The following is a 24,328-nucleotide window of genomic DNA, read 5'->3' as shown; positions in this document are numbered from 1 at the left end:
GGGCATGACGCCCTGTTTTTATGCACAAAATGCCCTGGAAAGATGCATTATCAGAATTTGTAGGTGATCCCGGTAGAAATCAGGCCAGTCCAGGATTTATCCACCATTGGGCTGTCAGTAACTTCATCAGACAGACGGGTGTAGCGCGCGGTACCGTAAACACTCCAGTCGCCGAGGAAGTTGTAGCTGGCGCTCAGCTCCAGGTAAGGGCTCCAGCTGTCGTTCGGGTTATAGCCACGCAGACCGCTTCGAGCGGACTCTTTGCGCGATACGCCATAATAGTATTCGTTCTGGTTTTCGCTGTTCCACTGCACACCAATACCCGGAGTCACGGTCAGGCCGCCGTTGGTGTATCGATACAACCAGGCCATATCCCAGACAATGCCGTTGCTGTTATCCAGGGTATCGCCAGCCAGGGTGGTACGCAGGTAACCGTACTGGGTAAAGTGAGCATAAGACAGACCAGCCATCATGGTGCTCTTACGGTCATCCAGGTGACGCATTTGGTGATCGCCACTGTCTTTAGCTTTGAAGTAAAGCGGCGACCAGTAAGCGGTAATTGAAAGTTTATCCGTTGCGTCATTCCACAGGTAGTAACCACCACCTAAGCCACGGAACCAGAAGTTATCGCCTTCATAGTTGATTACCGGTACTGGGTAAACATCGGTATCGTAATCTTTATATGGGTGTTCAACGACACCTACGCCTGCGCCCAGGGAAAATTTACCTTCAGCGTGCGCTACGCCTGCAGACGTTGCGATAAGCACTCCAAGTGCCAGAAGTTTGAGTTTGGTCACAATTAATCATTCCTTAAACAAATGTTTAGCGGGCGACAAAGTTTACCCGTCAATACATCGAAACCCAACCTTTTTACGTTTTCATTTTTTAAAGTAACTGTTTAATTTTCCTGACGCGGATGACACCGCGCTTACAGTCAAATGAATTTAGCGTTACTGGCGAGCCTGGTCTTTACATTAATTATGCAAAATTTATGGATGAGTTGTTGATATGCCATTGAAATTAAGAAAGCCGTGCAGGCAAGTTTTCCATTTGCCATCTACGCTTAATTTTGAAGGTGTATCACCGGGCACGTTGATAAAATGGCATGAGAGTTGCTGTGTTTTAGCAAGAGACGTCGTTCAGTTTACCTCTTCCGGGAGCCTCTACTATTCATATGAACGGCTCTTAACCTGTGCTAAAAAACGAAAGGACGGCATACCATGAATATATTCGATCACTATCGCCAGCGATATGAAGCTGCCAAGGACGAAGAGTTCACACTGCAGGAGTTTCTTACCACTTGTCGGCAAGATCGCAGTGCTTATGCCAACGCGGCTGAGCGGCTATTGATGGCTATCGGTGAGCCTGTCATGGTCGATACAGCCCAGGAACCCAGACTTTCTCGACTCTTTTCTAACCGGGTCATTGCACGTTATCCGGCGTTTGAAGAGTTTTACGGCATGGAAGACGCGATTGAACAGATTGTCTCTTATCTGAAACACGCGGCTCAGGGGCTGGAAGAGAAGAAACAAATCCTGTATCTGCTGGGGCCTGTGGGTGGGGGTAAATCATCGCTTGCTGAGCGACTGAAATCATTAATGCAGCTCGTACCGATTTATGTATTGAGCGCCAACGGTGAGCGTAGCCCGGTCAACGATCATCCGTTCTGTCTTTTCAATCCGCAGGAAGATGCGCAGATTCTGGAAAAAGAGTATGGCATTCCTCGCCGTTATCTCGGCACCATCATGTCGCCGTGGGCGGCAAAACGCCTGCATGAATTTGGTGGCGATATCACTAAGTTCCGGGTAGTGAAGGTCTGGCCGTCAATTCTGCAACAAATTGCTATCGCCAAAACGGAACCCGGTGATGAGAACAACCAGGACATCTCCGCGCTGGTTGGGAAAGTCGATATTCGTAAACTCGAACACTACGCGCAGAATGACCCGGACGCCTACGGCTATTCCGGTGCGCTGTGCCGCGCCAATCAGGGGATCATGGAATTCGTTGAGATGTTTAAAGCACCGATTAAAGTGCTGCATCCGCTGTTAACCGCCACTCAGGAAGGTAACTACAACGGGACGGAAGGTATCTCCGCCCTGCCGTTCAACGGGATTATTCTCGCCCACTCGAACGAATCCGAATGGGTCACTTTCCGTAATAACAAAAACAACGAAGCCTTCCTCGACCGTGTTTATATCGTGAAGGTGCCGTATTGCTTGCGCATTTCCGAAGAGATCAAAATCTACGAGAAATTGCTTAATCACAGTGAATTGACTCACGCCCCCTGCGCCCCTGGAACGCTCGAAACACTCTCACGTTTCTCCATTCTTTCGCGCCTGAAAGAACCAGAAAACTCCAGCATTTATTCAAAGATGCGGGTATATGATGGCGAAAGTCTGAAAGACACCGATCCCAAAGCCAAGTCGTATCAGGAATATCGTGACTATGCCGGTGTCGATGAAGGGATGAACGGTCTGTCGACGCGTTTTGCGTTTAAGATCCTCTCCCGCGTGTTCAACTTCGATCATGTAGAAGTGGCGGCAAACCCGGTTCATCTGTTCTACGTCCTGGAACAGCAGATCGAGCGCGAGCAGTTCCCGCAAGAGCAGGCAGAACGCTATCTGGAGTTCCTGAAAGGTTATCTGATCCCGAAATATGCCGAGTTTATCGGCAAAGAGATCCAGACGGCCTACCTTGAATCCTATTCCGAATATGGGCAAAACATTTTCGACCGTTATGTTACCTACGCGGATTTCTGGATTCAGGATCAGGAGTATCGCGATCCGGATACCGGGCAGTTGTTTGACCGCGAGTCTCTTAACGCCGAGCTGGAGAAAATCGAGAAACCGGCGGGGATCAGTAATCCAAAAGATTTCCGCAACGAGATTGTTAACTTCGTACTGCGCGCCAGAGCGAATAACAGCGGACGCAATCCGAACTGGACCAGCTATGAAAAACTGCGCACGGTTATTGAGAAGAAAATGTTCTCCAATACCGAGGAGCTGTTGCCGGTTATTTCGTTTAACGCCAAAACGTCAACCGACGAGCAAAAGAAACACGACGATTTTGTCGACCGTATGATGGAAAAAGGCTACACCCGTAAACAGGTGCGTTTACTGTGCGAATGGTATTTGCGCGTACGTAAATCGTCTTAACAACCCTGGCCCGGTACACATGCTACCGGGCCTACAACGACAGCGAACCGTGGGCCAGAGAAGCGGCAACACAGGCGTAGCATACAGTTGGCAAATGTAGTACGGGGGGCATATGACCTGGTTTATTGACCGGCGTCTGAACGGCAAAAACAAAAGCATGGTGAATCGCCAGCGTTTTTTACGCCGTTATAAAGCGCAAATTAAACAGTCGATCTCCGAGGCCATTAATAAGCGTTCGGTGACTGACGTCGACAGCGGCGAGTCTGTATCCATTCCCACGGAAGATATTAGCGAACCGATGTTTCATCAGGGGCGTGGCGGTCTGCGCCACCGCGTGCATCCGGGCAATGACCATTTCGTCCAGAATGACCGAATTGAACGTCCCCAGGGTGGCGGCGGAGGTTCCGGCAGTGGTCAGGGCCAGGCCAGCCAGGATGGTGAAGGTCAGGATGAATTTGTCTTTCAGATTTCGAAAGATGAGTATCTTGATCTGCTCTTTGAAGATTTGGCCTTACCGAATCTGAAACAAAACCAACAACGCCAGCTGACCGAATATAAAACGCATCGTGCGGGTTATACCGCTAACGGCGTTCCGGCCAATATCAGCGTTGTGCGTTCATTGCAGAACTCACTGGCACGACGCACAGCCATGACGGCGGGCAAGCGGCGGGAACTTCATGCGCTGGAAGAAAATTTGGCCATCATCAGCAACAGTGAACCTGCGCAACTACTGGAAGAGGAACGTCTGCGCAAAGAAATTGCAGAATTACGTGCCAAAATTGAACGCGTCCCTTTTATTGACACCTTCGATTTACGTTACAAGAACTACGAGAAGCGGCCCGATCCCTCCAGCCAGGCAGTGATGTTTTGCCTGATGGACGTTTCCGGTTCAATGGATCAGTCCACTAAAGATATGGCTAAGCGTTTTTATATTCTGCTGTATCTGTTCCTCAGCAGAACATATAAGAACGTGGAAGTCGTATACATCCGCCATCATACCCAGGCGAAAGAAGTCGATGAACATGAGTTTTTCTACTCGCAGGAAACTGGCGGCACCATTGTTTCCAGCGCCCTGAAACTGATGGATGAGGTAGTGAAAGAGCGTTATAACCCGGCACAGTGGAATATTTACGCGGCACAAGCATCGGACGGCGATAACTGGGCCGATGACTCTCCGCTTTGCCATGAAATCCTGGCGAAAAAATTATTACCCGTCGTTCGTTATTACAGCTATATCGAAATTACCCGTCGCGCTCATCAGACACTGTGGCGAGAATATGAGCATCTGCAATCTACTTTCGACAACTTTGCGATGCAGCATATCCGCGACCAGGATGATATTTATCCGGTGTTCCGTGAACTGTTTCATAAACAAAATGCAACAGCTAAAGACTAAAACTATCAGCCGGGTCATTATCGCCTGGCTGATTTTTAGCTCACTGTAAATTATCTCATTTATTACATACATTAGCTTACAATCGCTTTAAATATGACAGCATAACCTTTACACAATTTAGTTCCAGAAAACAATCATTCGGAAAAATGATTCGGTCAACACGTGTTTCCCTGGGGTTATTCTTTAAATATTTTTTATCGTTAACGAAAATTGATCCTGGTCAAAACTATATATCTCTGCCATCAATAAAATCCAGCACTCACATTGCTCTCCTTTTTATGGCTTCTATGGGTACACAAAAATTAAAAGCTCAAGGCTTTTTTATTTTCAGCTTATTGCTGACGTTAATTTTATTTTGCATTACTACCTTATATAACGAAAACACGAATGTAAAACTCATCCCACAGATGAATTACCTGATGGTTGTTGTGGCTTTGTTTTTCCTTAACGCCGTCATTTTTCTTTTCATGTTAATGAAGTATTTCACTAACAAACAAATTTTACCAACACTCATTTTAAGCCTTGCATTTTTAAGTGGTCTTATCTATTTAGTTGAAACCATTGTAATTATCCATAAACCAATCAACGGCAGTACACTGATCCAGACAAAGTCGAATGATGTTTCTATTTTCTATATTTTCCGCCAACTCAGTTTCATTTGTTTAACCTCGCTGGCGCTCTTTTGTTATGGGAAAGACAACATCCTTGACAACAATAAGAAAAAAACTGGCATTCTGTTACTGGCGCTGATTCCTTTTTTAGTTTTTCCCCTTCTGGCACACAATCTGAGCAGTTATAACGCTGACTATTCTTTGTATGTCGTCGATTACTGTCCGGACAACCATACTGCGACCTGGGGAATCAACTATACAAAAATATTGGTTTGTCTGTGGGCATTTTTACTGTTCTTTATTATCATGCGTACACGATTAGCCAGCGAACTATGGCCGTTAATAGCATTATTATGTCTGGCATCGCTATGCTGCAACTTACTTCTACTAACTCTGGATGAGTATAATTACACCATCTGGTATATCAGTCGCGGGATTGAAGTCTCCAGTAAACTGTTTGTTGTGTCTTTTCTGATTTATAACATTTTTCAGGAACTGCAACTCTCCAGCAAACTGGCAGTTCATGATGTGCTGACCAATATTTATAATCGGCGCTACTTTTTCAACAGCGTAGAGTCATTATTGTCGCGACCTGTTGTTAAGGACTTCTGTGTCATGCTGGTTGATATTAATCAGTTCAAACGCATCAATGCCCAATGGGGACATCGTGTGGGTGATAAAGTGCTGGTTTCAATTGTCGATATTATCCAGCAAAGCATCCGCCCCGATGATATTTTAGCGCGACTGGAGGGTGAGGTGTTTGGCTTGCTATTTACCGAACTCAATAGTGCCCAGGCAAAAATCATTGCGGAACGTATGCGTAAAAATGTCGAACTCCTGACCGGCTTTAGTAACAGATATGATGTTCCTGAGCAAATGACCATCAGTATTGGCACGGTTTTTTCAACGGGTGACACACGTAATATCTCGCTTGTCATGACGGAAGCAGATAAAGCCTTACGCGAAGCGAAAAGCGAGGGGGGCAACAAAGTGATTATTCATCATATTTAAGTGCAAAAATATTCAGAGCCATGCTTTTTGCGTGGCTTTTGCATACAATTTATTACTATTACCCCTAAATTTCCCCTCCCCAGCGGCGCAGAGATGAGTATAATTAGCGCCCCTGTGCCAGGCCGCAATCGAACTTTATCTGGTTTTCTCGTTTCACTAACCGAAGGAGTGCCATTTATCATGAAATTGCACCATAGAATGCTCCGGCATTTTATCGCCGCAAGTGTCATTGTGCTGACATCTTCCTTCCTTATTTTTGAACTTGTCGCCAGTGACAGAGCAATGAGTGCCTATCTGCGCTATATCGTGCAGAGAGCAGACTCCTCCTTTCTTTATGATAAGTATCAGAATCAGAGTATTGCCGCGCATGTGATGCGCGCTCTCGCTGCTGAGCAGTCGGAAGTGTCGCCAGAACAGCGGCGCGCCATCTGCGAGGCTTTTGAGTCTGCCAATAATACCCATGGCTTAAACCTGACTGCCCATAAATACCCGGGCTTACGCGGCACACTACAAACCGCATCCACTGACTGCGACACAATTGTGGAAGCTGCTGCACTATTACCCGCTTTTGATCAGGCAGTGGAAGGCAACCGCCACCAGGATGATTACGGTTCAGGTCTTGGGATGGCCGAAGAGAAATTTCACTATTATCTCGATCTCAATGACCGCTATGTCTATTTTTATGAGCCGGTTAATGTTGAATACTTTGCGATGAATAACTGGTCCTTCCTGCAGTCAGGAAGTATTGGCATCGATCGCAAAGATATTGAAAAGGTATTTACCGGGCGTACCGTATTATCGAGCATTTACCAGGATCAGCGTACTAAACAGAACGTGATGAGTTTGCTGACGCCGGTATATGTCGCAGGGCAGCTAAAAGGGATTGTGCTGCTGGATATTAACAAAAACAATCTGCGGAATATCTTTTACACTCATGACCGCCCTCTCCTCTGGCGTTTTCTCAATGTCACGCTAACCGATACCGATTCGGGGCGCGACATTATCATCAACCAGAGCGAAGATAATCTGTTCCAGTATGTCAGTTACGTCCATGACTTACCGGGCGGCATTCGTGTCTCGTTATCCATTGATATTCTTTACTTTATCACGTCTTCGTGGAAAAGCGTTCTGTTCTGGATTTTGACGGCGTTAATTTTGCTGAATATGGTGCGGATGCACTTCCGTTTATACCAAAACGTGTCGCGAGAAAATATTAGTGATGCGATGACTGGACTGTATAATCGCAAAATTTTAACCCCTGAACTGGAGCAGCGGTTGCAGAAGCTGGTGCAATCCGGTTCTTCGGTGATGTTTATTGCAATTGACATGGACAAGTTAAAGCAAATAAATGACACCCTCGGTCATCAGGAGGGGGATTTAGCGATTACGTTATTAGCTCAGGCGATTAAACAATCGATTCGTAAAAGTGATTATGCCATCCGACTCGGTGGCGATGAATTCTGCATCATTCTTGTCGATTCGACGCCGCAAATTGCAGCACAACTGCCTGAACGTATCGAAAAACGTCTGCAACATATCGCGCCGCAGAAAGAGATCGGCTTCTCTTCCGGTATTTACGCGATGAAAGAAAACGATACGTTACATGATGCGTATAAAGCTTCCGATGAGCGTTTATATGTCAATAAGCAGAACAAAAACAGCCGTTCATGATAACCTTCTGTAGTTGTTTGCTTGTAATCTCAGGAGCATGAAATGACTGAAATGGCTAAAGGAAGCGTGACGCATCAGCGGTTAATCGCTTTATTATCACAAGAAGGTGCTGACTTCCGCGTCGTTACCCATGAAGCGGTAGGTAAATGTGAAGCGGTGTCAGAAATTCGTGGCACCGCTTTAGGCCAGGGGGCTAAGGCACTGGTATGTAAAGTCAAAGGCAATGGCGTAAATCAACATGTTCTGGCGATCCTCGCTGCCGATCAACAGGCCGATCTGAGCCAACTCGCCAGCCATATAGGCGGATTACGCGCTTCGTTGGCCAGCCCGGCGGAAGTCGATGAACTCACAGGCTGTGTCTTCGGCGCGATCCCCCCTTTCAGCTTCCATCCAAAACTCAAACTGGTTGCCGATCCCCTACTCTTCGAACGATTTGATGAAATCGCCTTCAATGCAGGCATGCTGGATAAATCCGTTATTTTGAAAACCGCGGATTATTTGCGCATTGCGCAACCAGAACTGGTCAATTTCCGCCGCACTGCGTAACTAGCCTGTCCGTTCGATAAGAAGAACGGACAAAACCAGCACAACAGCAATGGCAAAAAACGATGACGTGATAATCAGAGTCTCGACGAACATTTGATCGTTCATAGTATGCCCCCGGGAGATAGCTGTTTTCACGTTATTGTTAGCGTGCGCAAATGGCAGTTTGATGACAGTTCGCCTGATTTTTTATGCAAAAAACGTAAAGATTTTCTACTTCCTTCCTGCAGCAAGCGTAAAGTAAGCAGGCTTATTATTCTTTGGCAAGGAAACCACGATGTTTGATGTCACTTTGCTGATCCTGCTCGGGTTAGCTGCGCTGGGCTTTATCAGTCATAACACCACTGTCGCCGTTTCAATTCTGGTATTAATCATTGTCCGCGTCACACCGTTAAGCACCTTTTTCCCGTGGATTGAAAAACAGGGGCTAAGTATCGGGATAATCATTCTGACGATTGGCGTTATGGCCCCCATCGCCAGCGGGACGCTACCGCCCTCAACCCTGATTCACTCGTTTCTGAACTGGAAATCGCTGGTGGCAATTGCAGTAGGCGTTATTGTCTCCTGGCTGGGTGGGCGCGGCGTGACGTTAATGGGCAGCCAGCCGCAACTGGTCGCCGGGCTGCTGGTGGGCACTGTTTTGGGCGTGGCGCTGTTTCGCGGCGTACCGGTTGGCCCGCTTATTGCCGCGGGTCTGGTTTCGCTGATTGTGGGGAAACAGTAGTTAATCCCGCAATATATCGGCCTGGCGTTTGCCCCAGGCCTTTCTTAAACATAGTAATAAAGGCCGTTGTTGAATCATACCCCAGCGTATGAGCAACTTTCTGTACAGTATCGCCTTTCACTAATCCCTGAAGCGCCATAATCAGCTGTAACTGCTGACGCCACTGGCGAAAACTCAACCCCGTCTCTTTCACTATCAGTCGGGCAAGATTGCGTTCACTCATCGCAAAAAAGCGAGCCCATTGCCCCAATGACCCCCACTCGACGGGCTCTTTCGCCATCATCTCCACCATCGCGCGAATTTTAGGATGAGAAGAAACGGGTAGGTGCAGCTGTTGTTGTGGCTGCTGAGGGAGTTCATCAAACAGGACCTGAATTAATCTGCGGGTCATCGGCTCAGCACGCTGAGTCGACGTCCTGTTTGCCAGGGTTAAAATTAATTCCCGGCATAAGGGCGATATTTTCAATGTGCAACAGGTTGTCGGCATTGTCACTGCGCTGGGTTCGATAAACAGAAAACAGAGTTCAGCGTTAGCTGTCACTTGATTGCTATGTTCCACCCCTCCCGGTATCCAAACCGCATATTGCGGTGGCACCATCCACAAAGCATTTTCCACCGTACAGGTAATTGCACCATGTAGCGCCAGTATCAGCTGTCCTTTGCGGTGCTGATGTACAGGACTGGTTAACTCATCCGTTCCGGCGTGAATACAAAATGCGACCGCGGCTTCATGGTGTCGGTCGGGTTCATAGCCATTGAGATTCAACCTGTGCATCATTTTGTCCGAATTTAGCGATAATTTGTCATTTTAGCTTGATTCAACATAACAATAAAAACGGTAAGGTACAGCCTCGTTTGTAACAATGAGAAGCATATGACCTGTTCAACTTCATTAAGCGGCAAAAACAGGATTGTCCTTATCGCTGGCATTTTAATGATTGCCACAACATTACGCGTCACCTTTACCGGCGCAGCACCGTTACTGGATACGATTCGTTCCGCTTACTCGCTGACGACGGCGCAAACCGGCTTATTGACCACCCTGCCATTATTAGCCTTTGCGCTAATCTCACCTCTGGCTGCCCCGGTGGCGCGACGTTTTGGTATGGAACGTAGCCTGTTTGCCGCGTTACTTTTGATCTGTGCTGGCATCGCAATTCGCTCTCTCCCTTCGCCTTACTTCTTATTTGGCGGTACAGCGGTCATTGGCGGTGGGATTGCATTAGGCAATGTCTTACTGCCAGGATTAATTAAACGCGATTTCCCTCATTCCGTCGCCAGACTTACCGGCGCATATTCCCTGACAATGGGAGCTGCAGCGGCACTGGGATCGGCTATGGTCGTGCCGCTGGCTTTGAACGGTTTTGGCTGGCAAGGCGCGTTGCTCATGCTGATGTGTTTTCCTCTGCTGGCTCTTTTTTTATGGCTGCCACAGTGGCGAAGTCAACAACATGCAAATTTGAGTACCTCACGCGCCTTACATACTCGGGGTATCTGGCGTTCTCCGCTTGCCTGGCAGGTAACATTGTTTCTTGGGATCAACTCACTGGTCTATTACGTGATTATTGGCTGGCTTCCGGCGATCCTCATCAGTCACGGCTATAGCGAAGCACAGGCGGGTTCACTGCATGGTTTGCTGCAACTAGCCACAGCAGCTCCCGGTTTGCTGATCCCACTTTTCTTACATCATGTGAAAGATCAGCGTGGTATTGCAGCGTTCGTTGCCTTGATGTGCGCAGTGGGCGCGGTTGGGCTCTGCTTTATGCCAGCGCACGCGATCACCTGGACTCTGCTTTTCGGTTTTGGTTCCGGCGCAACAATGATACTGGGGTTGACGTTCATTGGTCTTCGGGCAAGTTCTGCGCATCAGGCGGCGGCACTCTCGGGGATGGCACAATCCGTCGGGTATTTGCTGGCAGCCTGTGGGCCGCCGCTGATGGGTAAAATACACGATACTAACGGTGACTGGTCCATACCACTGATGGGTGTTGCCATACTTTCACTACTGATGGCGATTTTCGGACTTTGCGCCGGGAGAGACAAAGAAATTCGCTAATATCCGGTGCTATAGTGACGTTACCAATCATGCGTGGAAGGGAGAACAAACACGATGTATATTCAGTGCAAACGCGTTTATGATCCGGCAGAACAGAGCGATGGTTATCGCGTACTGGTCGACCGCCTCTGGCCGCGTGGTATCAAAAAAACCGATTTAGCCCTTGATGAGTGGGATAAAGAAATCACGCCGTCAACGGAACTGCGCAAAGCCTTTCACGGCGAAGTCGTCGATTTTGCAACCTTTCGCGAGCAATATCTTGCAGAACTGGCGCAACACGAGCAAGAAGGAAAGCGGCTGGCGGACATCGCCAAAAAACAGCCGCTGACCCTGCTCTACTCAGCAAAAAACACCACGCAGAACCATGCGCTGGTGCTGGCCGACTGGCTACGTAGCTTGTGATTTTAGTACGGCATCCGGCGGTTATTTTTCACCAGCCGGATGGTCCCGTCGCCACAATGCCCATTCATCAATCGTTTCACCGCCCGGTAATTTGCAATTGTTGCTGACCCCTTGCGCTGTCTGCACTGGAATGAGCGTCCCGCCCTTCTGCTGGCAATAGACCGACGCCGGATTTGCCATACCAATCTGCGGCGGTTTAGGTGCTTCTGGCTGAGAAGAGGTTGAACAACCAGCCAGAACCAGCAAGCAAGGCAGAACAAAACTGATAATTTTCATTTATTGATCTCACATATTTATCCAAGCCTAGAGTATCGCGGTATCGTTTTGTTTTGCAGCACTATTTTTATTACATTCACTCAAATCATATTACGCCTTGTTTCATCTTTGTTGATGATGTTTTATCATGCCTGCAAAGATTAAATAATCAGCATTTACCCGCCGTATCCTGGAGTTGTTTCGTGTCAGATCAGATTATCGCCCGCGTCTCGCAATCCCTTGCCAAAGAACAGTCACTGGAAAGCCTGGTCCGACAGCTTCTGGAGATGCTGGAAATGGTCACTGATATGGAATCAACCTACCTGACCAAAGTGGATGTCGAAGCGCGCCTGCAGCATATAATGTTTGCCCGTAACAGCCAGAAAATGCACATCCCGGAGAATTTTACCGTCTCGTGGGATTACTCGTTATGCAAACGCGCCATTGATGAAAACTGCTTTTTCAGCGATGAAGTCCCTGACCGTTGGGGCGACTGTATTGCGGCACGCAATCTTGGCATCACCACATTTCTGAGCACGCCAATTCACTTACCGGATGGATCATTCTATGGCACGCTTTGCGCCGCCAGCAGTGAGAAGCGCCAGTGGAGTGAACGCGCGGAACAGGTTTTGCAGTTATTCGCCGGACTGATTGCACAATATATTCAAAAAGAGGCGCTGGTAGAACAGCTGCGCGAAGCCAATGCCGCGCTGATTGCGCAATCGTATACCGACTCGTTAACCGGGTTACCAAATCGGCGGGCGATTTTTGAAAATCTGACGACGCTGTTTTCTCTCGCCCGGCATCTTAACCATAAGATAATGATCGCGTTTATCGACCTGGATAACTTCAAATTAATCAACGATCGTTTTGGTCATAATAGTGGCGATCTGTTTCTCATTCAGGTTGGCGAGCGCCTTAATACGCTCCAGCAAAATGGCGAAGTTATTGGTCGTCTCGGCGGTGATGAGTTTTTGGTTGTTTCACTGAACAACGAGAATGCGGATATTTCGTCGCTGCGAGAACGTATTCAACAGCAAATACGTGGAGAATATCACTTAGGTGATGTTGATTTGTATTATCCCGGTGCCAGTCTTGGCATAGTAGAAGTCGATCCTGAAACGACCGATGCAGACAGTGCCCTGCATGCTGCCGATATCGCGATGTATCAGGAGAAAAAACACAAACAGAAAACACCTTTTGTCGCGCATCCAGCGCTACATTCCTGAGGCGTATTCACATTCTTTTGATTGGTGATAACATGCGAATCGGTATTATTTTTCCGGTTGTAATCTTTATTACAGCGGTCGTATTTTTAGCATGGTTTTTTATTGGCGGCTATGCTGCCCCGGGAGCATAAAGATGAAAAAAACAACGATTATTATGATGGGTGTGGCGATTATTGTCGTACTCGGCACTGAGCTGGGATGGTGGTAACGTCACATCTAGAAAATAGCAAAGGCTGCCTGTGTGCAGCCTTTGTGCAATTTACGCGTTAACTTTTAATCTTTCTGTAGATAAACAGCACGACAATCGCGCCAATAACGGCAACCACGAAGCTGCCAAAATTGAAGCCATCGACTTTACCAAAGCCAAACAGCGTGCTGATCCATCCGCCGACTACGGCACCGACTATCCCCAGCAGGATAGTCATAAAGAATCCACCACCATCTTTACCTGGCATGATCCACTTCGCCAGAATACCGGCAATAAGCCCAAAAATAATCCATGACAGAATGCCCATTGTTTCCTCACTTATCTGTTTTGCATTAGCGGGTTAGTCGCTGATAAAAAGCATAGCACAACATCGGGAGGGCAAGATTTGTGACGAGCATCACGGAGGATTTTTTTGCGATGGCGCAGAAATTGCGCCATCAACGATCAGTGATAATTACCAACCACAAACATCATGTTCGTTTTCCGTGTCATAAGAACGCACGGTATTCACCAGATCTTTTATCACTTCAGCCGCCACTTCTGGCACCAGCAAAGTCATCGGCGTCTCTGTTTCATAATCGACAGAAACGCCATTGCTGTTATTGGTGACGGTCACGGTATACGTTGCTTTGCCCATGATTCATTTCCCGTTATGAATGACTTTCCGTTGTTGCGCACCTTCCATCAGGACTTCAGGGGCAACGAAGAAGTCAATGTTGAAATAAGTATCGTCAGTCATGGCTTCAATGTTGTGCCACTTTTCTGGAGGGAACACCGCAAACTGCCCCGCTTCGATAAGGATCACTTGATCAGGCTCTGCACTGTGTTCATCAGCGTAGCCGAGATATTTGACCGCCCCATGCATAACGGAAAGGCGTGGGTAAACTCCCGGGCGCGTTCCTTTATCAAGATGACGTTCGAATATTCCGGCAGGCGCAGTTTGTTTATTCCAGAAAGGCGTTGAGCGCGTATGAATATAATTCTGTGGGATTTGCAGCATCCTTTTCCCTCCTTCGGTGAATGCGCTGAAAACGGTTTATTCCAGCCGTTTCAGGGTACGCCTGATAATTTGCATTTTAAATACCATTTATTGGTTACTTTTTAGCACCGTATCAGAGAAGAATCAGGGAGGATTACAGGTGGGAAGCCCGCGACAACGCGGGCTGAATGCATCAGGACTGGAGCGTCGCCAGTCGGGCGGCGAAACCCACAAACATCAAACCAATCAGTGAGTTGCCCACTTTAGCCAGTTTCTTTTTGGTACGTATATACTGCGTGACAAAAGCACCAGAAATAATCAGGAAGCTCAAATAGCAGAAACTCACCAGTTCCAGCGTCGTCGCCAGAATAAAGAATGAAATTCCCGTATGTGGGGCATTAACATCGATAAACTGTACGAAAAACGACACATAGAACAAAATGGCTTTCGGATTAGTCAGGCTCAAAATTAACGCGCGTTTAAAAATGGCACCGTATTGGGGCTCATCGGATTTGGTCTCGTTATTTTTACCCTTCAGGGTCGCGTAGAGAATTTTACTCCCCAGATAGAGCAAATAAAATGCACCAAGATAACGTACAATGTTGAATAATATCGGGGTGGTCTTAATTAATGTCGCCACTCCAGCCCATGCCAGAAACATCAATACCGCATCGCCAATAAATACACCGCAGGCCGCAAGATAACCGCCTTTCATACCGCTACTGACGCTATTTTTGAGTACAAACAGGGTATTTGGCCCTGGCACCAACACAATAAAAATGGCCCCAACCAGATAGGTCCAGTAATTCAGAACCCCGTATTCAGCGAACACATTAACCTCTTTAATTATCTTTCGATCATGCGCGATTAAAGGTGAATATGCTAACCAATCTGTAGCGGCTTAGAAAGGAGAAAATCAGGTTTTAACCTGATATCAACCCGATAATTGAATCATTAATCAGGCATGCTCCAGTGAAAAATTCGGGTAGTGCTCGGCAAAATACTGGCGTAAAAATTCTACCGTTATCCGCACTTTCGCTGACGTCGCCAGCCTTGAAACATAAACGGCCCAGACGTTCGCTGGCTGGTAATATTCCGGTAGCACTTGTACTAAATGACCACTGGCAATGTTTTCGCTAACATCCCACCAGGAGCGCAGAGCAATCCCCTGCCCATCAAGACACCACTGATGGACAATTTCTCCATGATTAGACGACAGTGGGCCGGTGACTTTAATCGCATGATGGCCTTCTTTATTGCGTAATTGCCAGACACCAAAGGGATGATCGCGCTCTTTAATGACCAGGCACGGCAATGCAGAAAGATCGGTTAAATGTTTCGGCGCGCCATGTTGCGCAATAAATTCCGGCGACGCGCAGAGAATGCGGTAATTGGTCGCCAGTTTGCGGGCGATTAAATTAGGGGCGATATCATCGCCAATGCGAATATCGAGATCGACACCTTCATTGACCAAATCGACCAACCGGTCTTCCACATCAAAACGTAATTCCAGTTGCGGATACGCCTTCGCCAGCGCTGATAACGCCGGAGCCACCACCTGTCGTCCAAAACCAAAGCTGCTGATAATACGCAGCATCCCCTGCGGCACCTGACGCACGTCAGAAAGTTCGTCCATCATTTGACCGACATCCTGCAAAATCCGCTGCGCCCATTCATAAATCCGCTCTCCTTCTTCGGTAATGGTGACGCGGCGGGTGGTGCGGTGTAACAACACCACGTTTAGCGTTTGCTCCAGCAAGGCGATGCGCTTGCTGACGAACGCCGGTGAAACGCCCAGTTCTTCCGCAACGGCGGCAAAACCAGCCCGGCGAGCCACCAGCATAAAGACGCGCAAATCGTTCAGCAGCGGTAAATTATTCATGATTCGTGTTTTATGTTTCACCAGTTACGGGGATTAATTCCTTTTCAGTCAATTATAGGATGGTGATGTTGTCAATTTTGATGGTCAGGAAGTGAGAACCCAATGATGAAAACGATGCGTATTGCTGCGATCCCGGGAGACGGGATTGGCAAAGAAGTCCTTCCTGAAGGGATTCGCGTGTTACAGGCTGCCGCTGAGCGCTGGGGCTTCGCCTTGAGTTTTGAGCAAATGGAGTGGGCGAGCTGCGAGTATTACAGCCATCACGGTAAAATGATGCCGGACGACTGGCATGAGCAACTTAGCCGTTTCGACGCCATCTATTTTGGTGCCGTCGGCTGGCCGGATACCGTTCCGGACCATATTTCGTTGTGGGGTTCGCTGCTGAAATTTCGTCGTGAATTCGACCAGTACGTCAACCTGCGCCCGGTTCGTCTCTTTCCTGGCGTTCCCTGCCCGCTGGCGGGAAAACAGCCTGGCGACATCGATTTTTACGTGGTCAGGGAAAACACCGAAGGCGAATATTCCTCGCTCGGCGGCAGAGTGAATGAAGGTACAGAGCATGAAGTCGTCATTCAGGAATCGGTATTTACGCGTCGTGGTGTCGATCGCATTTTGCGTTATGCCTTCGAACTTGCGCAAAGCCGCCCACGTAAGACGCTAACTTCTGCCACTAAATCGAACGGTTTAGCCATCAGCATGCCGTACTGGGATGAGCGAGTGGAAGCAATGGCTGAGAATTACCCGGAGATCCGCTGGGACAAGCAGCATATTGACATTCTCTGCGCACGTTTTGTGATGCAGCCGGAACGCTTCGATGTGGTAGTGGCGTCCAATTTGTTTGGCGATATCCTTTCCGATCTTGGCCCGGCCTGCACCGGCACCATTGGCATTGCCCCATCCGCCAACCTGAATCCGGAACGCACTTTCCCGTCGCTCTTCGAGCCAGTCCACGGTTCCGCGCCGGATATCTACGGGAAAAACATTGCTAACCCTATCGCCACAATTTGGGCCGGTGCAATGATGCTCGATTTTCTCGGCAATGGCGATGAGCGTTTCCAGCAAGCGCATAACGGTATTCTGGCCGCGATTGAAGAAGTGATTGCTCACGGGCCGAAAACACCTGATATGAAAGGCAATGCCACCACGCCACAGGTTGCCGACGCGATTTGCAAAATTATTTTGCGTTAAGGTCAAACCAGTTTATTTGAACCGCGTCACTGACGCGGTTTTTTTATTCGTTCTTTGCAGTAAATAACCTGCGTCATTTCACCTTTTATTGTTTCCGTTTCGTGTTTTATGGCTTTCCGTATTCTTAATTGTTTAATTTATGTAACATGCAAATAATCAATTTGTTAACCGCGACATACAACTCATTACCCTGCAAATAATTACAACTGGCAAAAGCCAGAGACGGGCTTTTATGCCCAGGAGATGACTCATGATGAGCAATGTTAAGAAAAAAGATGTGCCGTTGATAAGCATCAGCCTGGTGGCCATTCTTTTCATCGCAGCTGCATTAAGCCTTTTCCCACAACAATCGGCCGACGCGGCCAACGCAATATACACTTTTGTTACGCGTACGTTAGGTTCCGCCGTACAGGTATTGGTTTTGCTGGCAATGGGACTGGTGATTTATTTAGCCACCAGTAAATACGGCAATATTCGTCTTGGCGAAGGAAAACCGGAATACAGCACGCTCTCCTGGCTGTTTATGTTTATTTGTGCCGGTTTAGGTTCTTCTACGCTTTATTGGGGGGTTGCTGAATGGGCCTATTATTATCAAACACCTGGATTAAATATCGCACCGCGTTCACAACAGGCACTCAAATTTAGCGTCCCTTACTCCTTCTTCCACTGGGGCATCAGCGCCTGGGCAACTTATACGCTGGCCTCATTAATCATGGCTTATCACTTTCATGTGCGGAAAAACAAAGGTCTGAGCCTTTCCGGCATTATTGCCGCGATTACCGGCGTTCGCCCGCAAGGCCCGTGGGGAAAACTGGTCGATTTGATGTTCCTGATCGCCACTGTCGGTGCGCTGACCATTTCCCTTGTTGTTACCGCAGCAACCTTTACTCGTGGGCTTTCCGCGCTGACCGGTTTACCCGATAACTTCACCGTGCAGGCATTTGTGATCCTGCTTTCCGGCGGCATTTTTTGCCTAAGCTCGTGGATTGGTATCAACAACGGTTTGCAACGTCTGAGCAAAATGGTTGGCTGGGGCGCGTTCCTGCTGCCATTACTGGTGCTGATTGTCGGTCCAACCGAATTTATTACCAACAGCATCATCAATGCCATCGGCCTGACCACGCAAAACTTCCTGCAAATGAGCTTATTCACCGATCCGCTTGGCGATGGTTCATTTACCCGCAACTGGACCGTTTTCTACTGGCTGTGGTGGATCTCATACACCCCTGGCGTAGCAATGTTTGTCACCCGCGTTTCGCGCGGTCGTAAGATTAAAGAAGTTATCTGGGGACTGATCCTCGGCAGCACCGTCGGTTGCTGGTTCTTCTTCGGCGTAATGGAAAGCTATGCCATTCACCAGTTTATCAATGGCGTAATCAACGTCCCACAGGTGCTGGAGACACTGGGCGGCGAGACAGCTGTGCAGCAAGTTCTGATGTCGTTGCCAGCCGGTAAATTGTTCCTCGCCGCATACCTGGGCGTGATGATTATTTTCCTTGCCTCGCATATGGATGCGGTGGCCTACACCATGGCGGCAACCAGTACGCGTAATCTCCAGGAAGGTGACGATCCTGACCGTGGGCTGCGTCTTTTCTGGTGCGTGGTAATTACCCTGATCCCGCTTTCAATTCTTTTCACTGGCGCGTCGCTGGAAACGATGAAAACCACCGTCGTACTCACAGCCCTTCCGTTCCTCGTCATTTTACTGGTGAAAGTCGGCGGATTTATTCGCTGGCTGAAACAGGATTACGCCGACATTCCGGCTCATCAAGTTGAACATTATCTCCCGCAGACACCGGTTGAAGCCCTGGAAAAAACGCCAGTGCTCCCTGCGGGAACCGTATTCAAAGGCGACAACTGAGCGCCATCATCCTAACGATAAAGGTAACCCTATGAGCAATCTGAACCCTGACTTTGTACTACCCGAAAATTTTTGCGCTAACCCGCAAGAGGCGTGGACCATTCCTGCCCGTTTTTATACCGATCAGAACGCCTTTGAACACGAAAAAGAGAACGTCTTCGCCAAAAGCTGGATTTGCGTCGCTCATAGCAGCGAACTGGCGAATGCCAATGATTATGTGACGCGTGAGATCATTGGCGAAAGCATCGTGCTGGTACGTGGTCGTGATAAGGTTTTGCGCGCGTTCTATAACGTGTGTCCGCACCGTGGTCATCAGTTGTTGAGCGGTGAAGGAAAAGCAAAAAATGTGATTACCTGCCCATATCACGCATGGGCATTCAAACTCGATGGCAATCTGGCCCATGCACGTAACTGCGAAAACGTCGCCAATTTCGATAGCGACAAAGCGCAACTGGTTCCGGTGCGTCTGGAAGAATATGCCGGATTCGTCTTCATCAACATGGACCCCAACGCCACCAGCGTAGAAGATCAGTTACCCGGTCTGGGGGCGAAAGTGCTGGAAGCCTGCCCGGAAGTCCACGACCTGAAACTGGCGGCCCGCTTTACCACCCGCACGCCTGCCAACTGGAAGAACATTGTCGATAACTATCTCGAGTGCTATCACTGTGGTCCGGCGCATCCAGGTTTCTCCGACTCCGTTCAGGTTGATCGTTACTGGCACACCATGCACGGTAACTGGACGCTGCAGTACGGTTTCGCCAAACCGTCCGAACAGTCTTTCAAATTCGAAGAGGGCACGGATGCGGCATTCCACGGTTTCTGGCTGTGGCCGTGCACGATGCTGAACGTCACCCCGATCAAAGGGATGATGACGGTCATTTATGAATTCCCGGTGGATTCTGAAACTACCCTGCAAAACTACGATATTTACTTCACCAATGAAGAGTTAACCGACGAGCAAAATTCGCTGATTGAGTGGTATCGCGATGTGTTCCGTCCGGAAGATTTACGTCTGGTTGAAAGCGTACAGAAAGGGCTGAAATCGCGTGGCTATCGTGGTCAGGGGCGCATCATGGCCGACAGTAGCGGTAGTGGCATTTCCGAACATGGTATCGCCCATTTCCATAATCTGCTGGCGCAGGTGTTTAAGGACTAATGACATCGGCGGCGGTATTTTCCGCCGCTGGGCTGATTTTTGATGGAGTACAGCAATGTCAGACTATCAAATGTTTGAAGTACAGGTGAGCCAAATTGAACCGCTTACCGAACAGGTGAAACGCTTCACGCTGGTGGCAACCGATGGCAAACCATTACCTGCGTTTACCGGAGGCAGTCACGTCATTGTGCAGATGAGCGATGGTGATAACGAGTACAGCAATGCGTATTCACTACTGAGTTCGCCGCATGACACCTCTTGTTATCAGATTGCCGTTCGGCTGGAGGAAAACTCGCGCGGCGGTTCCCGCTTTTTGCATCAGCAGGTAAAAGTGGGCGATCGGTTAACGATTTCAACGCCTAATAACCTGTTTGCGCTAATTCCCTCGGCCAGAAAGCATCTGTTTATCGCGGGAGGCATTGGTATCACCCCTTTCCTGTCGCACCTGGCAGAGATGCAATACAGCGACGTCGACTGGCAGTTACATTACTGCTCACGAAATCCAGAAAGTTGCGCATTTCGTGATGAGCTAGTCCAGCATCCGCAGGCTGAGAAAGTCCATTTGCATCATTCATCAACCGGAACACGACTGGAATTAGCGCGATTATTGGCGGATATCGAACCTGGCACACATGTTTATACCTGTGGCCCCGAGGCGCTAAATGAAGCGGTAAGAAGTGAAGCTGCGCGTCTGGACATCGCCGCCGATACGCTGCACTTTGAGCAATTTGCGATTGAAGACAAAACCGGCGATGCATTTACCCTGGTGCTTGCCCGTTCCGGTAAAGAGTTTGTGGTGCCGGAAGAGATGACTATTTTGCAGGTTATTGAAAATAATAAAGCAGCGAAAGTGGAATGTTTATGTCGTGAAGGGGTATGCGGAACCTGCGAAACGGCAATACTGGAAGGTGAAGCTGACCATCGGGATCAGTATTTTAGCGATGAAGAGCGTGCCAGCCAGCAAAGTATGTTGATCTGTTGTTCGCGTGCGAAGGGTAAACGCCTGGTGTTGGATTTGTAGTTTGCCGAAGCCGGACTGAGCGCGCCCAGTCCGGCTTCGGAAGATTTTACTGCGGATATTCCTGCAATAAATTGTGTAATGCTTCCGCCATCAGCTCACCACGCCATCCGGAAATCAGCTCCGGCAAATTGTTCTGCGGTTTCAGTTTCCAGTGCCAGTTCAGCAGTTGGTTGATTTGCCGACGCGATGCCAGCAATTCGGCGCTGATCTTGTGCGTTTCGCTCACGTCAGTAATCAACGACTTAATCGCTTTAAATGCTTTACGATAACCCGGCATGTCCATCAGGTTAAGCATCGGCTGCGGTAAGGCCTCTTCCGGCAATGCCTGCGCTTTTTCCACCAGCGCCAGCAGCGTTTTACCGTGAAAGCGGATTTCGCTACCGGATAAGCCCAGGCTGTCCAGTTCGCCTAAACTTCCCGGCATATAACGCGCTACGGACCACAAATGCTCTTCACGCACGACAAAGTTCACCGCCAGATCGCGCTCCCGCGCCTTGCGCAGTCGCCAGTCGGCTAACAGTTGCAGACAGGCCAGTTGGCGTGTGCGTAACTGCCAGGCATTGGTGATATCACGCCAGGCATCTTCCGGTGCAACGACTTCCTGACGACGCATTTGCATCAGGCGGCATTCATCCAGCGCCGCAGGTAGCCAGCCGGAGGCCTCCGTTTCTACCATAAGCTTTGCGGTGATCGGTAACAGATACCAGACATCCGCCGCTGCGTATTCACACTGACGTTCGGTCAGCGGTCTGGCCAGCCAGTCGGTGCGCGATTCACTCTTGTCCAGCGTAACGCCGGAATACTCTTCCACCATGGAAGCGAAACCCCATGACATCGGGCGTCCGCAGAAGGCAGCAAGGATTTGCGTGTCAATCAAGGATTGTGGTAATTCGCCAAAGACATTGAGGAACACTTCCAGATCTTCACTGCCCGCATGGAGAAATTTTGTGATGGACGGATCGCGCAGGATCGCTTTCAGCGGTGACCAGTCGGTGATCCCGAGTGGATCGATTAGCGCCAGATGCTCGCCATCGAAAAGTTGAATCAACCCCAGCTGCGGGTAATAAGTGCGCGTACGAACAAATTCAGTATCCAGGGCTATCGCCGGAAAGGCACGGACGGCTTCACACAAAGAAGCCAGCGCATCGTCCGTGGTAATCATTTGGTAATTCAAATTGTATTCTCTTTAGTGGGCGTCAAAAAAAAACGCCGGATTAACCGGCGTCTGACGACTGACTTAACGCTCAGGCTTTATTGTCCACTTTGCCGCGCGCTTCGTCACGTAATTCTCGTCGCAAAATTTTTCCGACGTTAGATTTCGGTAATTCATCACGAAACTCCACCAGCTTCGGTACTTTGTAGCCCGTGAGCTGACGGCGGCAAAAAGTCACCAGTGACTCTTCGGTAAGCGATGGATCTTTTTTCACTACAAAGATTTTTACCGCTTCACCACTGGAGCCAGAAGGTACGCCAACAGCCGCGACTTCCTGTACGCCAGGATGCTGCATGACGACATCTTCAATCTCGTTGGGATAGACGTTAAAACCGGAAACCAGAATCATGTCTTTTTTGCGATCGACAATACGCAGGAATCCTTCTTCATCCATCACCGCGATGTCGCCGGTGTGTAACCAGCCATTTTTGATGATTTCATCGGTAGCATCCGGACGCTGCCAGTAACCCAGCATCACCTGCGGTCCTTTGACACAAAGCTCACCCGGTTGACCCGGTGGTACTTCGTTGTCGTCGTCATCCACCAGTTTGGCTTCCGTCGATGGCACCGGCAAACCGATGCTACCGCTATGATAATCAATATCATACGGGTTAACGCTGACCAGCGGCGCACACTCGGTCAGGCCATAACCTTCCAGCAGATACTGTCCGGTCAGTTTCACCCAACGTTCTGCCACCACTTGCTGAACAGGCATCCCTCCGCCTGCGGAAAGATGCAGACTGGAGAAATCCAGCTGCTGGAACTCTTTATTGTTCAGCAACGCATTGAACAAGGTGTTAACGCCAGTGATAGCGGTAAACGGATATTTCGCTAACTCTTTTACCAACCCTGGAATATCGCGCGGATTAGTGATAAGCAGGTTCTGCCCACCCAGTTCGATAAACAGCAGGCAGTTAATGGTCAGGGCAAAAATGTGATACAGCGGCAGCGCCGTCACCACCAGCTCTTTGCCCGGATGCAACAGCGGACCATAGGTCGCGTTAACCTGTTCCAGGTTCGCTAGCATATTGCGGTGAGTCAGCATCGCGCCTTTCGCCACACCAGTGGTACCGCCGGTGTATTGCAGGAAAGCTAAATCTTCCGGCACCAGTTCGGGTTTGACGTACTGCATCCGGTAGCCGTTGTGCAGGGCGCTACGAAATGAAATGGCATCTGGCAGATGGTATTTCGGCACCAGACGCTTGATGTATTTAACAACGAAATTGACTACCGTGCCTTTTGCCGTAGATAGCTGATCGCCCATACGGGTCAGAATTACGTGCTGAACGGCGGTTTTATCAACCACTTTTTCCAGAGTGTGGGCAAAGTTAGACACGATAACAATCGCCGATGCGCCGCTATCGTTAAGCTGATGCTCAAGTTCACGCGGGGTATACAACGGGTTAACGTTTACGACAATCATCCCGGCACGCAAAATGCCAAACAGCGCCACCGGATATTGCAATAAATTAGGCATCATCAACGCAACGCGATCGCCTTTCTTCAGCCCCAACCCTTGTTGCAAATAAGCGGCAAACGCGCGACTGCGTTCTTCCAGCTTGCGGAAGGTCATCACCTCCCCCATATTCACAAACGCAGGCTGATCGGCGTAGCGCGCGACCGACTGCTCAAACATATCTACCAGAGATTGATAACGGTCAGGGTTGATCTCCGTCGGAACGTCCGCGGGATAACGGTTAAGCCAAACCTTCTTCAATTCTTCACCTCTAAAATGCGTGTTCGTCGTCATCGCAACCCCAAATGATA

General features: G+C 48.9%; 26 protein-coding genes. 15 read left to right on the top strand and 11 right to left on the bottom strand.

The genetic code is table 11. The features are described from left to right. Nucleotides 1-50: 50 nt before the first annotated feature. Nucleotides 51-797, bottom strand: a complete 747-nt coding sequence (gene mipA, locus ACJHX3_RS01125; protein ID WP_000163771.1) for a scaffolding protein MipA — start codon at nucleotides 795-797, stop codon at nucleotides 51-53. Nucleotides 798-1,220: 423 nt separating this feature from the next. Between mipA and yeaG the strand changes: the two genes are divergently transcribed. The 5 genes from yeaG (at nucleotide 1,221) to yeaK (ending at nucleotide 8,390) form a co-directional block, all read left to right on the top strand. Then, nucleotides 1,221-3,155 (top strand): protein kinase YeaG, encoded by a 1,935-nt coding sequence (gene yeaG, locus ACJHX3_RS01120; protein ID WP_001019882.1) that lies wholly within the window; start codon nucleotides 1,221-1,223, stop codon nucleotides 3,153-3,155. A 112-nt stretch (nucleotides 3,156-3,267) separates the two neighbouring features. Further along, on the top strand, nucleotides 3,268-4,551 hold the full coding sequence (locus ACJHX3_RS01115; protein ID WP_000219686.1) for a YeaH/YhbH family protein: 1,284 nt from the start codon (nucleotides 3,268-3,270) through the stop codon (nucleotides 4,549-4,551). 146 nt (nucleotides 4,552-4,697) lie between these two features. Beyond that, the gene (locus ACJHX3_RS01110) at nucleotides 4,698-6,173 is read left to right on the top strand and encodes a GGDEF domain-containing protein (protein WP_000621404.1); all 1,476 of its coding nucleotides are present in this window, start codon (nucleotides 4,698-4,700) and stop codon (nucleotides 6,171-6,173) included. A gap of 180 nt (nucleotides 6,174-6,353) precedes the next feature. After that, the gene (gene dgcJ, locus ACJHX3_RS01105; RefSeq protein ID WP_000766137.1) at nucleotides 6,354-7,844 is read left to right on the top strand and encodes a diguanylate cyclase DgcJ; all 1,491 of its coding nucleotides are present in this window, start codon (nucleotides 6,354-6,356) and stop codon (nucleotides 7,842-7,844) included. Between the two features lie 42 nt (nucleotides 7,845-7,886). Beyond that, nucleotides 7,887-8,390 carry a mischarged aminoacyl-tRNA deacylase gene (gene yeaK, locus ACJHX3_RS01100; protein WP_000138043.1) on the top strand — a complete coding sequence of 168 codons (504 nt, stop codon included), beginning with the start codon at nucleotides 7,887-7,889 and terminating at the stop codon, nucleotides 8,388-8,390. Here the strand turns inward: yeaK and yoaI are convergent, their stop codons facing one another. Continuing rightward, nucleotides 8,391-8,495: a small membrane protein YoaI gene (gene yoaI / locus ACJHX3_RS01095; RefSeq protein WP_000999630.1), complete on the bottom strand. Its 105-nt coding sequence runs from the start codon at nucleotides 8,493-8,495 to the stop codon at nucleotides 8,391-8,393. It lies immediately after the preceding gene. 169 nt (nucleotides 8,496-8,664) lie between these two features. On the opposite strand from yoaI, the gene ACJHX3_RS01090 reads away from it, so the two are divergent. Next, nucleotides 8,665-9,111 carry a DUF441 domain-containing protein gene (locus tag ACJHX3_RS01090; RefSeq protein ID WP_000460707.1) on the top strand — a complete coding sequence of 149 codons (447 nt, stop codon included), beginning with the start codon at nucleotides 8,665-8,667 and terminating at the stop codon, nucleotides 9,109-9,111. Here the strand turns inward: ACJHX3_RS01090 and nimR are convergent. After that, entirely contained in the window at nucleotides 9,068-9,889 is an 822-nt protein-coding gene (gene nimR, locus ACJHX3_RS01085) for a DNA-binding transcriptional regulator NimR (RefSeq protein ID WP_000972237.1), read from the bottom strand. The two genes, ACJHX3_RS01090 and nimR, sit on opposite strands and share 44 nt — an antisense overlap. Before the next feature lie 96 nt (nucleotides 9,890-9,985). Between nimR and nimT the strand changes: the two genes are divergently transcribed. Together nimT and ACJHX3_RS01075 are read left to right on the top strand one after the other, a co-directional pair. Then, nucleotides 9,986-11,167, top strand: a complete 1,182-nt coding sequence (gene nimT / locus ACJHX3_RS01080; protein ID WP_000128459.1) for a 2-nitroimidazole transporter — start codon at nucleotides 9,986-9,988, stop codon at nucleotides 11,165-11,167. 54 nt (nucleotides 11,168-11,221) lie between these two features. Beyond that, nucleotides 11,222-11,569 (top strand): DUF488 domain-containing protein, encoded by a 348-nt coding sequence (locus tag ACJHX3_RS01075; RefSeq protein ID WP_094308295.1) that lies wholly within the window; start codon nucleotides 11,222-11,224, stop codon nucleotides 11,567-11,569. A 21-nt stretch (nucleotides 11,570-11,590) separates the two neighbouring features. Here ACJHX3_RS01075 and yoaF read toward each other — a convergent pair whose 3' ends face one another. Further along, nucleotides 11,591-11,845, bottom strand: coding sequence for a DUF333 domain-containing lipoprotein YoaF (gene yoaF, locus ACJHX3_RS01070; RefSeq protein WP_000691937.1), 255 nt, complete (start codon nucleotides 11,843-11,845; stop codon nucleotides 11,591-11,593). Between the two features lie 182 nt (nucleotides 11,846-12,027). On the opposite strand from yoaF, the gene dgcP reads away from it, so the two are divergent. From dgcP to yoaJ, 3 genes are read left to right on the top strand one after another with little or no spacing between them, the layout of a single operon-like run. Then, nucleotides 12,028-13,053 carry a diguanylate cyclase DgcP gene (dgcP, locus tag ACJHX3_RS01065; protein ID WP_001306169.1) on the top strand — a complete coding sequence of 342 codons (1,026 nt, stop codon included), beginning with the start codon at nucleotides 12,028-12,030 and terminating at the stop codon, nucleotides 13,051-13,053. A 32-nt stretch (nucleotides 13,054-13,085) separates the two neighbouring features. After that, entirely contained in the window at nucleotides 13,086-13,184 is a 99-nt protein-coding gene (locus ACJHX3_RS01060; protein WP_001219350.1) for a YoaK family small membrane protein, read from the top strand. 2 nt (nucleotides 13,185-13,186) lie between these two features. Beyond that, complete coding sequence (yoaJ, locus tag ACJHX3_RS01055; protein ID WP_001386836.1) at nucleotides 13,187-13,261, top strand: protein YoaJ; 75 nt, start codon at nucleotides 13,187-13,189, stop codon at nucleotides 13,259-13,261. A gap of 58 nt (nucleotides 13,262-13,319) precedes the next feature. Here yoaJ and ACJHX3_RS01050 read toward each other — a convergent pair whose 3' ends face one another. The 5 genes from ACJHX3_RS01050 to dmlR all read right to left on the bottom strand — a co-directional run bounded on the left by ACJHX3_RS01050 (nucleotide 13,320) and on the right by dmlR (nucleotide 16,122). Then, nucleotides 13,320-13,568, bottom strand: coding sequence for a GlsB/YeaQ/YmgE family stress response membrane protein (locus ACJHX3_RS01050; RefSeq protein ID WP_000512153.1), 249 nt, complete (start codon nucleotides 13,566-13,568; stop codon nucleotides 13,320-13,322). 147 nt (nucleotides 13,569-13,715) lie between these two features. Next, on the bottom strand, nucleotides 13,716-13,898 hold the full coding sequence (locus ACJHX3_RS01045; RefSeq protein WP_000513737.1) for a DUF1869 domain-containing protein: 183 nt from the start codon (nucleotides 13,896-13,898) through the stop codon (nucleotides 13,716-13,718). 3 nt (nucleotides 13,899-13,901) lie between these two features. Continuing rightward, entirely contained in the window at nucleotides 13,902-14,261 is a 360-nt protein-coding gene (gene yeaR, locus ACJHX3_RS01040; RefSeq protein WP_000939317.1) for a DUF1971 domain-containing protein YeaR, read from the bottom strand. Between the two features lie 172 nt (nucleotides 14,262-14,433). Continuing rightward, the gene (gene leuE / locus ACJHX3_RS01035) at nucleotides 14,434-15,072 is read right to left on the bottom strand and encodes a leucine efflux protein LeuE (protein ID WP_000457204.1); all 639 of its coding nucleotides are present in this window, start codon (nucleotides 15,070-15,072) and stop codon (nucleotides 14,434-14,436) included. 126 nt (nucleotides 15,073-15,198) lie between these two features. Next, nucleotides 15,199-16,122 (bottom strand): DNA-binding transcriptional regulator DmlR, encoded by a 924-nt coding sequence (gene dmlR / locus ACJHX3_RS01030; RefSeq protein WP_001061578.1) that lies wholly within the window; start codon nucleotides 16,120-16,122, stop codon nucleotides 15,199-15,201. Between the two features lie 102 nt (nucleotides 16,123-16,224). Between dmlR and dmlA the strand changes: the two genes are divergently transcribed. The 4 genes from dmlA to yeaX all read left to right on the top strand — a co-directional run bounded on the left by dmlA (nucleotide 16,225) and on the right by yeaX (nucleotide 21,348). Beyond that, the gene (gene dmlA / locus ACJHX3_RS01025) at nucleotides 16,225-17,310 is read left to right on the top strand and encodes a multifunctional D-malate/3-isopropylmalate/tartarate dehydrogenase (RefSeq protein WP_000978494.1); all 1,086 of its coding nucleotides are present in this window, start codon (nucleotides 16,225-16,227) and stop codon (nucleotides 17,308-17,310) included. A 250-nt stretch (nucleotides 17,311-17,560) separates the two neighbouring features. Next, nucleotides 17,561-19,171, top strand: coding sequence for a BCCT family transporter YeaV (gene yeaV / locus ACJHX3_RS01020; protein ID WP_094308293.1), 1,611 nt, complete (start codon nucleotides 17,561-17,563; stop codon nucleotides 19,169-19,171). Between the two features lie 31 nt (nucleotides 19,172-19,202). Then, on the top strand, nucleotides 19,203-20,327 hold the full coding sequence (gene yeaW / locus ACJHX3_RS01015; protein ID WP_094308292.1) for a carnitine monooxygenase, oxygenase subunit YeaW: 1,125 nt from the start codon (nucleotides 19,203-19,205) through the stop codon (nucleotides 20,325-20,327). Nucleotides 20,328-20,382: 55 nt separating this feature from the next. Next, nucleotides 20,383-21,348 carry a carnitine monooxygenase reductase subunit YeaX gene (gene yeaX / locus ACJHX3_RS01010; RefSeq protein ID WP_094308291.1) on the top strand — a complete coding sequence of 322 codons (966 nt, stop codon included), beginning with the start codon at nucleotides 20,383-20,385 and terminating at the stop codon, nucleotides 21,346-21,348. Nucleotides 21,349-21,394: 46 nt separating this feature from the next. On the opposite strand, the gene rnd is transcribed toward yeaX, so the two are convergent. Continuing rightward, nucleotides 21,395-22,510 carry a ribonuclease D gene (gene rnd / locus ACJHX3_RS01005; protein ID WP_123004463.1) on the bottom strand — a complete coding sequence of 372 codons (1,116 nt, stop codon included), beginning with the start codon at nucleotides 22,508-22,510 and terminating at the stop codon, nucleotides 21,395-21,397. Nucleotides 22,511-22,592: 82 nt separating this feature from the next. Then, nucleotides 22,593-24,278, bottom strand: coding sequence for a long-chain-fatty-acid--CoA ligase FadD (gene fadD, locus ACJHX3_RS01000; protein ID WP_000758422.1), 1,686 nt, complete (start codon nucleotides 24,276-24,278; stop codon nucleotides 22,593-22,595). Nucleotides 24,279-24,328 lie beyond the last annotated feature (50 nt).

It is taken from the genome of Escherichia sp. WS1265 (assembly GCF_046487585.1).
Taxonomy (GTDB): Bacteria; Pseudomonadota; Gammaproteobacteria; order Enterobacterales; family Enterobacteriaceae; genus Escherichia; species Escherichia coli.
This window is presented reverse-complemented; position numbering and strand designations above follow the sequence as displayed.